Annotated in this window: 11 protein-coding genes and 1 pseudogene; 2 read left to right on the forward strand and 10 right to left on the reverse strand. The window is 62.0% G+C overall.

What is annotated here, in order from left to right:
* Positions 1-11: 11 nt before the first annotated feature.
* Positions 12-809, forward strand: a complete 798-nt coding sequence (locus X756_RS161200; protein WP_023712004.1) for a hypothetical protein — start codon at positions 12-14, stop codon at positions 807-809.
* A gap of 100 nt (positions 810-909) precedes the next feature.
* A complete protein-coding gene (gene msrB / locus X756_RS161195) occupies positions 910-1,314 on the forward strand; it encodes a peptide-methionine (R)-S-oxide reductase MsrB (protein ID WP_013529102.1) in 405 nt (134 codons plus the stop codon).
* 62 nt (positions 1,315-1,376) lie between these two features.
* Here the strand turns inward: msrB and X756_RS161190 are convergent, their stop codons facing one another.
* The 10 genes and pseudogenes from X756_RS161190 to X756_RS161145 form a co-directional block, all read right to left on the reverse strand.
* The gene (locus X756_RS161190; RefSeq protein ID WP_031196451.1) at positions 1,377-1,688 is read right to left on the reverse strand and encodes a hypothetical protein; all 312 of its coding nucleotides are present in this window, start codon (positions 1,686-1,688) and stop codon (positions 1,377-1,379) included.
* Positions 1,689-1,695: 7 nt separating this feature from the next.
* On the reverse strand, positions 1,696-2,136 hold the full coding sequence (locus X756_RS161185) for a hypothetical protein (protein WP_023728651.1): 441 nt from the start codon (positions 2,134-2,136) through the stop codon (positions 1,696-1,698).
* Between the two features lie 93 nt (positions 2,137-2,229).
* The gene (locus X756_RS161180) at positions 2,230-2,490 is read right to left on the reverse strand and encodes a DUF2312 domain-containing protein (protein WP_023668722.1); all 261 of its coding nucleotides are present in this window, start codon (positions 2,488-2,490) and stop codon (positions 2,230-2,232) included.
* 148 nt (positions 2,491-2,638) lie between these two features.
* Complete coding sequence (pyc, locus tag X756_RS161175; RefSeq protein ID WP_023728652.1) at positions 2,639-6,097, reverse strand: pyruvate carboxylase; 3,459 nt, start codon at positions 6,095-6,097, stop codon at positions 2,639-2,641.
* 283 nt (positions 6,098-6,380) lie between these two features.
* Positions 6,381-7,502 carry a branched-chain amino acid ABC transporter substrate-binding protein gene (locus X756_RS161170; RefSeq protein ID WP_023668720.1) on the reverse strand — a complete coding sequence of 374 codons (1,122 nt, stop codon included), beginning with the start codon at positions 7,500-7,502 and terminating at the stop codon, positions 6,381-6,383.
* A gap of 137 nt (positions 7,503-7,639) precedes the next feature.
* Positions 7,640-7,987 (reverse strand): DUF6867 family protein, encoded by a 348-nt coding sequence (locus X756_RS161165; RefSeq protein WP_023668719.1) that lies wholly within the window; start codon positions 7,985-7,987, stop codon positions 7,640-7,642.
* A gap of 112 nt (positions 7,988-8,099) precedes the next feature.
* Positions 8,100-8,828, reverse strand: a complete 729-nt coding sequence (locus tag X756_RS161160) for an ABC transporter ATP-binding protein (RefSeq protein ID WP_023668718.1) — start codon at positions 8,826-8,828, stop codon at positions 8,100-8,102.
* 119 nt (positions 8,829-8,947) lie between these two features.
* Positions 8,948-9,955: pseudogene (locus X756_RS161155) on the reverse strand (ABC transporter ATP-binding protein); the annotation flags it as partial.
* On the reverse strand, positions 9,955-11,550 hold the full coding sequence (gene livM / locus X756_RS161150; protein WP_023668716.1) for a high-affinity branched-chain amino acid ABC transporter permease LivM: 1,596 nt from the start codon (positions 11,548-11,550) through the stop codon (positions 9,955-9,957). The pseudogene X756_RS161155 and the gene livM, both read right to left, overlap by 1 nt.
* A gap of 4 nt (positions 11,551-11,554) precedes the next feature.
* On the reverse strand, positions 11,555-12,457 hold the full coding sequence (locus X756_RS161145) for a branched-chain amino acid ABC transporter permease (RefSeq protein ID WP_023668715.1): 903 nt from the start codon (positions 12,455-12,457) through the stop codon (positions 11,555-11,557).
* Positions 12,458-12,793: the final 336 nt, after the last annotated feature.

The raw sequence follows: 12,793 nt of genomic DNA on the forward strand, positions 1-12,793 counted from the left end.
GAGGAAAACCGATGACCTGCTTTCTTTGCCCGCAATGCGGCGTCCAGTTCGCGGCAACGCAGACCCCTCCAGAAAATTGCCCGATCTGCGAGGACGAGCGGCAATATGTGCGCTGGGAAGGCCAGGCCTGGACCACTGGGGAAGAACTCTCTGCCGGGCATAGGCTTGTGATGAAGGACGATGCCGGCGTTCTCGCTTTCGGCATCGAGCCGCGCTTTGCTATCGGCCAGCGGGCGCTGCTGGCGCAGACGCCGCACGGCAATGTGCTGTGGGATTGCATCTCGATGGTGAGCGACGAGGCGGTAGCCGAAATCAACCGTCGCGGCGGCCTGGCCGCGATCGCCATTTCGCACTGCCACTATTATTCGGTGATGGTCGAGTGGAGCGAGGCGTTTGGCGGCGTGCCGATCTATCTCCATGCCGACGACCGCCAGTGGATCATGCGGCCGCACAACGCCATCGTCAGCTGGGCGGGCGAGACGCTGGCCATAAACCCGTCGCTGACACTCGTGCGTTGCGGTGGCCATTTTGCCGGCGGCCAGGTGCTGCATTGGAAACGCGATGACGGTAACGCCCTGCTGTCCGGCGACATATTGCAGGTGACGCCGACGCGTCGCCATGTCAGCTTCATGTACAGCTATCCGAACTACATTCCGCTCAATGCGCCGGCCGTGCGACGCATCGCGGCGGCACTTGAGCCTTTCGAATTCGACGACATCTACGGCGCGTGGTGGCAGCAGAACATCATCGGCGGCGCAAGAACGGCATTTCATGCGTCGATCGCCCGCTATCTTCAGGCGATTGGGTAGGAGCTCGGCTGAAAATGCGAGCAAAACACGTAACAAACGCCTATCTCTAAGCGAATATAGCTTGCAACCAACAACAAGCCGCCAAGGCTGAGGAGATCAAATGGACACCCACACCTACCCTGTCACCCGCACCGACGCCGAATGGCGCGCCCGCCTGACGCCCGAGCAATATGCGGTCATGCGCGGCCATGGCACCGAACGGCCCGGAAGCTGCGCGCTGCTCTACGAAAAGCGCGCCGGCACCTTTTCCTGCGTCGGCTGCGACCAGCCGCTGTTCGAATCCAAGCTCAAGTTCGAGAGCGGCACCGGCTGGCCGAGCTTCAATGATCCGGTGCCCGGTTCGGTCGAAAACACCGTCGACCGCAGCTACGGCATGGTCCGCACCGAATGCCACTGCGCCCGCTGCGGCAGCCATCTCGGCCATGTCTTCGAGGACGGCCCGCCGCCGACCGGCCTGCGCTATTGCATCAACGGCGTGGCGCTGAAATTCGAGCCGGCGGCTTAAGCCGCGGCTTGACCACCATCTTCAAAGGGCGGCTTCGGCCGCCCTTTTTCGTGTCAATCTTCTCAGACAACCACCACCAGGATCAGCCAAAGCGTAGCCCCGAGCGTCATCAACGAAGCCTTGGCGCCACTGGATTTTTCCGTGGTTCGCCAGACGGCAAAGGTCAGAAAGATGTTGTAGGGCACGGGCGCGAAATGCACCGCCAGGACGACGGCGAGCGGCAGCTTCAAGCCGAGCAGAATGAGCGCGGCCACCGACGAGGTGATGTTGATCGCCGTGCCGACAAGGACTAGATCGCGCCAGAACAACCGCTCGACCGGAACCGCGCCTTGCCAGCGCGAGCCGAAGAAGGATCCGATGCTTTGCACCAACACCTGATAGCTATCCCTCTCCCAGCACGTCGGTGACGGCGCGCTCGAAGCGCGAGCATTCCGTCACCAGCCAGTCGGCCATGGCCGGCCAGTTGTCCTCGGCATAGCAGTTCACCCGCCACATCGAATTGATGCCGAGGCCCTCGCAGCTCTGCTCCGGCCTGAGCTTCAGCCTGTCTTCGATTGCCGGTTGGAACGGCTTCAGCCGCGACCAGACCCCGGTCGCGCCGAACTTCTCGTTACGGCCGAAAAAGACGCCAACTTGGCTTTGCGCCGGCGCGACATACATGGACAGGACCAGAGCGAAGTCAGGCAGCCCGCGCTGCCAGAACCAGGGTCCGCGCCGCGCCATGGAAGCGCGTTCCTCCGGATGCCGTTCGGCGAACAGCGCCCAGAAGCTGCGTTGGCGGAATTCAGAGGCGCGGCGGGCGCCGAAGTCGAATTCGCTCATGGTTCGATGCCCGTTCCAGCATCATTCCTTGGCCCGAGACTGTTTCGAAATTCGCTCCGGCGATATCAGCCGGAGTGGAATTTCCAGACAGCCTTACACCATGCCGAGCGCGGCCTTGTAGAGATCGAGGATGGTTTCCTCTTCCTGGCGCTCGGCCTGGTCCTTCTTGCGCAGCCGGATGATCGACCGCATCGCCTTGGTGTCGAAGCCGGTGCCCTTGGCCTCGGCGAACACTTCCTTGATGTCGTCGGCGATGGTCTTCTTTTCTTCCTCGAGCCGCTCGATGCGCTCGATGAAGGCGCGCAACTGGCCGGCGGCAACAGTCTGGCTGGTATCTGTGATGTCGTCGGCCATGTTTTTTCTCCGCTACTTTTTCGCACCGCGATTCTGGCGCGGTAAATTGGAGCGGGTTCGATGCCCGAGCAGGCGCGGCGGGTCAAGCCATTATCGGCGCTTCGTGAACGGCTGCTGCCAGCCGTCCCCAGTGTGATGGATCCGCGCGTCAGCCAAACGCGATCAACAGATCCTTCGCATCGATCTGATCGCCGGCCTTGACCAGCACTTCGGCCACTGTGCCGTCGCGCTCGGCATGCAGGGCCGTCTCCATCTTCATGGCTTCGATCGACAACAGCACGTCGCCGGCCTTGACAGCTTGGCCGGCGGCAACCGAAAGGGCGGAGACCACGCCCGGCATCGGCGCGCCGACATGCGCCTCGTTGCCGGGCTCGGCCTTGCGCCGAGCCTTGGCCGCCGAGGCGCCATGCGCCCTGTCCGGCACCCGGACACGGCGCGGCTGGCCGTTGAGCTCGAAGAACACGGTGACCATGCCCTTCTCATCGACGTCGCCGATCGCAAGGCAGCGCACTACAAGCGTCTTGCCTTTTTCGATGTCCAGGAAGATCTCATCCTCGGACTTCATGCCGTAGAAATAGGTCGGCGTCGGCAGCACACTGACCGGCCCGTAGGTTTCCTGCGCGGCGGCGAAGTCGGTGAACACCTTCGGATACATCAGCCAGGAGGCGAATTCGTACTCCGAGAGCTTGCGCTCCAGCTTCTGCTCGATCTCCCTGCGGCTGGCCTTGAGGTCGGCTGGCTTGAGCAGCGAGCCCGGCCGTACGGTGATCGGCTTGGTTTCCTTCAATGCCTTCTTCTGCAGCTTCGCAGGCCAGCCGCCGGGCGACTGGCCGAGATCCCCGCGCAGCATCGAGACGACCGAGTCCGGGAAGGCGATGTCCTTGGCTGGGTTTTCGACGTCGGCAACGGTCAGATCCTGGCTCACCATCATCAGCGCCATGTCGCCGACCACCTTGGACGACGGCGTCACCTTGACGATGTCACCGAACATCAAATTGACGTCGTGATAGGCTTGTGCCACCTCGTGCCAACGCGTTTCCAGCCCCAGCGAACGCGCCTGTTCCTTGAGGTTGGTGAACTGGCCGCCCGGCATTTCGTGCAGATAGACTTCCGAGGCTGGCCCCTTGAGGTCGCTTTCGAAGGCGGCATACTGGTTGCGCACCGCTTCCCAGTAGAAGGAGATTTTGCGGATCCATTGCGGATCGAGGCCGGGATCGCGCTCGGTTCCCTTCAGCGCCTCGACGATCGAGCCCAGGCAAGGCTGCGAGGTGTTGCCGGAGAAGGAATCTATCGCCGCGTCGATGGCGTCGACGCCGCTTTCCACGCCGGCCAGCACCGTCGCCGCCGACAGGCCTGACGTGTCGTGGGTGTGGAAATGGATCGGCAGGTCGGTCGCCTCGCGCAGCGCCTTGAACAGCACGCGGGCGGCAGCCGGCTTCAAAAGCCCGGCCATGTCCTTGACGGCGATGATATGGGCGCCGGCGGCCTGCAATTCCTTCGCCAGCCCGACATAGTATTTAAGGTCGTATTTGGCGCGCGCCGGATCGAGGATGTCGCCGGTGTAGCAGATCGCCGCTTCGACCAGCTTGCCCTCGGCGCCCACCGCGTCCATGGCGACGCGCATATTCTCGACCCAGTTCAGGCAGTCGAATACGCGGAACAGGTCGACGCCGCCGGCCGCCGCATGGCTGACGAAATGTTGCACCACATTGTCGGGATAGTTGGTGTAGCCGACGCCGTTGGCGCCGCGCAGAAGCATCTGCAGCAAAAGGTTGGGGGCGGCTTCGCGCACTTTGCTCAGCCGCTCCCACGGATCCTCGGTCAGGAAGCGCATGGCGACGTCGAAAGTGGCGCCGCCCCAGCATTCCAGCGACAGCAGCCGCGGCAGCGCCCGCGCATATGTGCCGGCGATGCCGGCAATGTCATGCGTGCGCATACGGGTGGCGAGCAGCGACTGGTGGCCGTCGCGCATCGTCGTGTCGGTGACAAGCACCTCTTTTTGCTCACGCATCCAGGCAGCGAATTTCTCCGGCCCCAACGCGTCGAGCTTCTGCTTGCTGCCATCAGGCACGTTGCCGTTGAGATAGGGCACGACAGGCGCTGCCGCATCGGCCTTGGGCATCGGACGGCCGCGGGTTTCGGGATGGCCGTTGACGCTGACGTCGGCCAGATAGTTGAGCAGCTTGGTGGCGCGGTCCTGCCGCTTCACCTGCGCGAACAGCTCCGGCGTCGTGTCGATGAACCTGGTCGTATAGGAATTGTCGGCGAAGCGCGGGTGGTTGATGATTGCCTCGAGGAAGGTGAGGTTGGTCGCCACGCCGCGGATGCGGAACTCGCGCAGGGCCCTATTCATGCGGGCGATCGCCTCGGCCGGTGTCGGCGCCCAGGCAGTCACCTTCTCCAGCAGCGGATCGTAGAAGCGGGTGATGACCGCGCCCGAATAGGCGGTGCCGCCGTCGAGGCGGATGCCGAAACCGGCGGCTTCGCGATAAGCGGTGATGCGGCCGTAGTCCGGAATGAAACTATGCTCCGGATCCTCGGTCGTGATGCGGCACTGCAGCGCGTGACCGTTCAGCCTGATGTCGGCCTGCGCCGGCACGCCCGACTCTTTCGTGCCGATGGCAAAGCCGTCCAGTATGTGGATCTGCGCCTTGACGATGTCGATGCCGGTCACCTGCTCGGTGACGGTGTGCTCGACCTGGATGCGCGGATTGACCTCGATGAAGTAGAATTTGCCGGTGTCGGCGTCCTGCAGGAATTCCACCGTACCGGCGCCGATATAGCTGGTCTCGCGCGCGATCTTGAGCGCATAGCCGCAAAGCTCCTGGCGCAATGCCTCGCTGAGATAGGGCGCCGGCGCCCGTTCGACGACCTTCTGGTTGCGGCGCTGGATCGAGCAGTCGCGCTCGAACAGATGTACAGCGTTGCCATGCGTGTCGCCGAGCACCTGGACCTCGACATGGCGAGCGCGCTCGATCAGCTTTTCGAGATAGACCTCGTCCTTGCCGAAGGCGGCCTTGGCCTCGCGCTTGCCTTCCATCACCTCGCGGGCGAGGTCGGCTTCCGCGCGGATGGCGCGCATGCCGCGCCCGCCGCCGCCCCATGATGCCTTGAGCATCACCGGATAGCCGACTGTCTTGGCGAGCTGCTTGACTGCTTCCATGTCGTCCGGAAGCGGTTCGGTTGCCGGCACCACCGGCACGCCAACCTCGATGGCCAGATTGCGCGCGGCGACCTTGTTGCCGAGCCGGCGCATCGTGTCGGGCTTCGGTCCGATGAAGGTGATGCCGGCCTCGGCGCAGGCATCTGCGAATTCAGGGCTTTCCGACAGAAGGCCATAGCCTGGATGGATGGCGTCGGCGCCGGACAGCCTGGCGACGCGGATCACTTCCTCGATCGACAGATAGCTTTCGATCGGCCCCATGTCCCTGGCCAGATGCGGCCCGCGCCCGACCTGGTAGCTTTCATCGGCCTTGAACCGATGCAGCGAATATTTGTCCTCCTCGGCCCAGATCGCCACGGTTTTGAGGCCGAGCTCGTTGGCCGCGCGAAAGACGCGGATGGCAATTTCGGACCGGTTGGCGACGAGGATCTTCGTGATGGCCAAGGAAAGCAGGCTCCGGACAGGAGGGTGGGGCAGAGGCATGATTAACGCGAAAATGCTGCAGTGCAACCAAAATCGGGGAGAGGTTAAACCGATTTAAATGCGATTCTAGCACCACCGCTCGAAAAGATGCGTGCGATTGGCGTCGCGAGGTGACGCTAATTGTCGTGCCCGCACAAATTCGACCCGGCTAGCGGCTTATCCAGCCACCCTCGCTGCCGCCCTGTCACCAAAAGAAAAAATGCCCGGCGCGAGCGCCGGGCATTCCATAGAGCTGTGTTCCGAATTACGACTTCGGGAACCAGGAGATCTTGCCGTCCGGACCCTTCTTCCATTCGTACATGATGTAGCCCGGGAGCTTCGGATCGCCCTTCGCGTCATAGGCGAGATCGCCCAGAACGGTCTTGAACGGGCCCTTCTCGTGCAGCGCCTTGGCCACTTCCACGGGGTCGTTCGACTTGGCCACGGCAGCGGCCTCGGCGATCACCTGCATGGCGGCGTAGGAGTAGAGAGTGTAGGCTTCCGGCTCGAAGCCCTGGGCGCGGAACTTCTCGACAAGTGCCTTGTTCTCGGGGATCAGGCGCGGATCGGGACCGAAGGTGTTGAGCGTGCCGATAACCGCATCGCCGGCGATCGCAGCCAGCTCGTCGGTGACGATGCCGTCGCCCGACATCAGGGTGGCCTTGAGGCCCTGGTCCGCCGACTGGCGGATGATCAGGCCGGCTTCGGTATGCAGGCCGCCCCAATAGATCAGGGTAACACCGGCGTCCTTCATCTTGGCAATCAGCGCCGAGAAGTCCTTGTCGCCGACATTGACGCCTTCGTACATGACTTCGGTCAGGCCGGCTGCGTTCATCGCCTTCTTGGTCTCGTCGGCAAGGCCCTGACCATAGGGGGTCTTGTCGTGGATGACGGCAACCTTGGCGTCCTTGAAGTTGGTCGCGATATAGCCGCCGGCGATGCCGCCCTGCTGGTCATCGCGTCCGCAGGTGCGGAACACGTTCCACAGGCCGCGCTCGGTGAATTTCGGGTTGGTCGCCGCCGGGGTTACTTCGACGATGTTGTTGTCGACGTAGACTTCCTGCGAAACCGGGATCGAGACGCCCGAGTTGAAGTGGCCGATCACGAACTTCACGCCGTCGCCGACGAACTTGTTGCCGACCGAAATGCCCTGCTTCGGATCGGAGACGTCGTCGCCGACTTCGAGCTTGATCTGCTCGCCGTTCATGCCGCCTGCGGCGTTGATGTCGGCAACGGCCGCTTCCGCACCCTTCTGCAGCTGCGCACCGAAGGCCGCATTCGGACCGGTGATCGGACCTGCGACGCCGACGATAACGTCAGCCCATGCATTGCCACCGAACGCGACAAGCGCGGTCAGGGCAACGGCGGACAAAAGTGATTTCTTCATTTAAACGCTCCCATTTACGAGGTGGGCGTGGATGAAACTTTCATGCGATGCCCACCCTTATCGCAGAAAGCGTACTTTGCCGATTTTCAGGCCCTTGTCACGCCGATTCATCCCCGGAACGGCGTTAATGATGAACGTCAACCTTTCGGTTTCCAGCTTAAGATCGAAGCCCGTTCGTAAAGCCAATTATACTGCGTCACCATCTGGTTCGTACGCGTGTATTGATAGCCGACAAACCCCAATATCATGAGCACGATTGTGTCCACGACATAGTATTGCAGCGAAAACATCGTGCCGCCGAACAAGGCATGATGGATGAACCTGATGCCGATGCCGAGGCCCAGCAGATAGGCGAACAGCGCCGGCAGGCTGCGCCATGTCTGGGCGCTGGCCTTGCCGGTCATCCATGCCGCCCAGCCGCCGAGCAGACAGGTGACGAAGAAGAACTGCCAGATGGAAGGTTCCTCGTGAAGAATGCCTTGCATGATGAAGACTCCCTAGCATGATCCCGAAAAGTTGCAGACTTTTCGGACAAAGGTCATGCGACAAACAAACAAGTTGGAGCGGAATACCGTATGCATACATTCCGCTCCAAAATCAGTGATGGCCGCCTTCGAGATAGGCCGCCCGCACTTCCGGATTGGCGAGCAATTCCTTGCCTGTGCCGCTCATGGTCACGTTGCCGTTGACCATGACATAGCCGCGCGTGGCGAGCTTGAGCGCACCGAAGGCGTTCTGCTCGACCAGGAACACGGTCAGCCCTTGCGTGCGGTTCAGCTCGCGGATGGCATCGAAGATCTGCTTGACGATCAGCGGCGCCAGACCCAGCGACGGCTCGTCGAGCAACAGCAGCTTAGGCCGCGCCATCAGCGCACGTCCGATCGACAGCATCTGCTGCTCACCGCCCGACAGCGTGCCGCCGCGCTGGGCAATGCGCTCCTTGAGGCGCGGGAACAGCGCGAACACCTTCTCAGCATCTTCGTCATAGTGCTTGAGATTGTCGAGACCGGCGCCCATCTGCAGGTTTTCCATCACCGTCATGCGCGGGAAAATGCGCCTGCCTTCCGGCGACTGCGCAATGCGCATGCGGGCGATCTCGTGCGTCGGCATCTGGGTGATGTCGGTGCCGGCGAAAGTGATTGAGCCGGCACGAGCGCGCGGCGCACCGAAGATGGTCATCATCAGCGTCGACTTGCCGGCGCCGTTGGCGCCGATCAGCGCGACGATCTCGCCCTGGTTGACGTGGACATCGACGCCGTTCAGCGCCTTGATGTTGCCGTAGTAGGTCTCGACGCCCTTGATGTCGAGCAGCGTTGTCTCGGCCATCACTTACGCCCTCCGCGCGGCTTGCCTGTCGGGGATTTGGTGGCCGCCGGTTTGGACTTGGCCGTTAGACGCTCGGACGGTGCTCTTGGCGCGGAGTTGGCTCTTGTATCGTATTGGGTGGCCTTTGAAGCTCCCTTCGACACTGTGACCCGCTCGCCCTGGCTGTGGCCGATCGTGTCGCTTACCGGGCCGGCGAGATAGGAAGACGATGTGCCTGGTCCGTGAGCCGAATCCGGCCCGATGTCCAGCTGCTCGATGACGTCTTCATCGCCGACCTCGGTCAGCACCGTCTCGACCTCCTCGTCGTCGACGCCGAGATAGGCGGCGATGACGCGCGGGTCGGTACGCACCGATTGCGGGCTGCCGTCGGAAATCTTGCGGCCATATTCAAGCACCACGACATGGTCGGAAATCTGCATGACCACCGACATGTCATGTTCGATCAGCAGGATCGAGGTACTGCTCTTGATGTCCATCAGCAGCGAATTCAGCGCAGCCGACTCCTTCGGATTGAGACCGGCCGCAGGCTCGTCGAGGCACAGAAGTTCGGGCCCAGTGCACATGGCGCGCGCAATCTCGAGGCGCCGCTGCGCGCCATAGGGCAGGTCGCCGGCCGGATCGTCGGCGCGATCGACAAGGTCGGCCTTCTCCAGCCAGTGCTTGGCAAGCTCCACCGATTCAGCCGAGGCTCTGCGGTAGCCGCCGATCCCGAACAGGCCCAGGATCGTGTAGCCGGATGCCTTCATCAGCTTGTTGTGCTGGGCAACCAGCAGATTCTCCAGCAGCGTCATGCCCGAGAACAGGCGGATGTTCTGGAAGGTGCGCGCCACCTTGGCGCGCGCCGGGATCTCATGATTGGGCAGCCGTTCGAGCAGGAAGCTCGAGCCGTCGGCCCGGTTGAGCGTAATCATGCCTTCCGACGGCTTGTAGAAGCCGGTGATGCAATTGAAGACGGTGGTCTTGCCGGCGCCATTGGGTCCGATCAGAGCGGTGATCTCGCCGCGCTTGGCCTGGAACGACAGGTCGCCGATGGCGATCAGGCCGCCGAACTTCATCGAAAGATGCTCGACCTGGAGGATGGCGTCTTTCATACCCGGATTGGTCTTCTGAATGGAGGTCGCGCTCATCAGCCGTGCCCTTCCTTGGTGAAGGAGGAGGAGACCGCTTTTCGTTCACTGAGGAATGCCGTCGGTTCACGGCTGCCGACAAAGCCGCGCGGCTTCCACAGCATGACGATGACCATCGCCATGCCGAACAAAAGCATGCGGTAAAGCTCCGGGGTGAAATCTTTTCCGAAGACACTTTTCAGGAAATCGAGTTCGCGCAGCGCCTCGGTGCCGCCGATCATCACCAGCGCGGCGACCGCGATGCCGACCAGCGAGCCCATGCCGCCGAGCACCACGATGGCCAGGATGATCGCCGATTCGAGGAAGACGAAGGATTCAGGGCTGACGAAGCCTTGCCGTGCGGCGAAGAAGGCGCCGGCAAAACCGCCGAACATGGCGCCGGTGGCAAAGGCGGTGAGCTTGGTGGTGGTGGTGTTGATGCCAAGCGAGCGGCAGGCAATCTCGTCCTCGCGCAGCGCCTCCCAGGCGCGGCCGACAGGCATGCGCCTGAGCCTGATGGTGACGAAGGCGGTCAGCAGCGCCAGCCCGAGAATGAGATAGTAAAGGAAGATCTTGTAGTAGGCGCTTGACTGGGCGATGTGCAGCACCTTGCCGATATAGTTCGGGTCGGTCGAATTAAACGTCATCAGGCCGAAGAAGGTGACCTTCGGGATGCCGGAGATGCCGGCCGAGCCGTTGGTGACTTCACGCCAGTTGATCAGCACCAGGCGGATGATCTCGCCGAAGGCCAGCGTCACGATCGCCAGGTAATCGCCACGAAGCCTGAGCACCGGAAAGCCGAGCATAACGCCCCAGAAGGCGGCCATGGCGCCGGCGGCGGGCAGCAGGATCCAGAACGACAGGCCGTATTGCGAACCGAGCAACGCATAGGCATAGGCGCCGACCGCGTAAAAGGCGACGTAGCCGAGATCGAGCAGGCCGGCGAGGCCGACGACGATGTTCAGCCCCCAGGCCAGCATCACATAGATCAGGATCTGGATGCCGAAATTGTCGACCCACTTCAACGAGCCCTGCAGGCCGCCGGTTATCGACCACGCGTAGATCGACAGCACCACGACGACGAGGATCGGGTATAGCACCAGCGCCGCAATCCCGAGCTTGGTGAAATTGGCGTGGATGAAGGAGCGGAAATAGAAGATCACGCAAGCGAGCGCGTAAATGACGGCCAATGCGCGCAGGAACTGAAGGTAGCCGGCCAGATCGGGTCCCACCAACACCGGCAGGGCGCTGCCGAACGCAACCAGGACAACCGCCAGCACGACGGCGACGATGAAGGCCGGAAGCAGGAAGAAGCGCGACGCGACGCTCGCCGGCAACAGGCCGGTGGCGACATTGGTGATCTTCTGATTGGCCATGAACGGCTGGCCATATGCAATGTAGAAGAAGCGGCCAAGCATGGTCAGCACGACCACGGTGATGAGCAGCAACCAGCGCTGCACCAGGATCAGCTGGTTGCTTATGTTCTGGTCGGTCTTCAGGCCGATGAAGAGAATGAACAACCCCAGCGAGATGGCGCCGGCATAGAACGCTTCGCGCAATGCACGCTGCACGGGGGAGGCGACGGTGTCGCGCTCCGAGGATACGGAAACCGCCATTGTCTCAGACCTTTTCGACTTCTGGCCGGCCCAAAATGCCGGAAGGCAGGAAGATCAGCACGATCGCCAGGATCGAGAACGCCGCGACGTCCTTGTAGTCGATCGAGAAATACGCCGACCACATGCTCTCGATGAAGCCGATCAAAAGCCCGCCAAGCACCGCGCCCGGCAGAGACCCGATGCCGCCGAGAACGGCCGCGGTGAAGGCCTTGACCCCCGGCACAAAGCCGTCGGAAAAGGCGATGACGCCGTAATACATCAGGAACAACGTGCCCGCGACGGCCGCAAGCGCTGCACCCATGATAAAGGTGATCGAGATCGTACGGTCGACATCGACACCGAGCAGCGCCGCCATCTTGCGGTCCTGCTCGCACGCCCTTTGCGCCCGGCCGAGGGAAGTCCTGTTGACCAGGTACCAGAACAGCGCCAGCAGCAGGGCGGTGACGACGACGATGATGATCTGCTTCAGCGACACGCTGATGCCGTTGATGTTGTAGACCTGGCTGACCATCGGCGGGATCGGCTTGTTGCGTGGGCCTTGCGTCACCTGGATGAAGTTCGACAGCGCGATCGACATGCCGATGGCGGTGATCAGCGGCGCCAGCCGGAACGAACCGCGCAGCGGCCGGTAGGCCACCTTCTCGATCGTCCAGTTGTAGAGGCTGGTGAGCAGCATCGCCACGATCATCATGATCAGCAGCGCCAGGACGACCGGCACTGAATAGAACAAGGAGCCGAGGATGAGGAAGACGACGAGGGCGGCGAATGCCCCGACCATGAAAATGTCGCCGTGGGCGAAGTTGATCATGCCGATGATGCCGTAGACCATCGTGTAGCCGATTGCGATCAGCCCATAGATCGATCCCAGCGTCAGCCCATTGATAAGCTGCTGGACAAAGTACTGCATGTGTACATGGCTCCCCTGGAATGTCGCCCATGCAGACGCATTCCTTTTCGTATTTCCCCTAGTCGTAAAGTTTCGAGCCCGGATTGCAACGTGATTTTTCAAACGTTGAGCGTGTTTTGCCGGCACGCCTTCCGATTGCCCGTTTTTTTGCTCCCGACCCCTGGACTATCGCGGACCCTATCATTGGCATAACGCAATGTCTTTGACGATTCAGCCGGACCAGGCACATCATTTCGAAGAATTCGCCGTCAAGAATGGGTGGTGAGACGAATCGTTGCATTTTGGAGAGGGATCGTTGTTTGGCCACATTCCTTTCCGCGGGGGCAAGATTCCTGC

Source organism: Mesorhizobium sp. LNJC405B00 (genome assembly GCF_000502615.1).
Classification (GTDB): Bacteria; Pseudomonadota; Alphaproteobacteria; order Rhizobiales; family Rhizobiaceae; genus Mesorhizobium.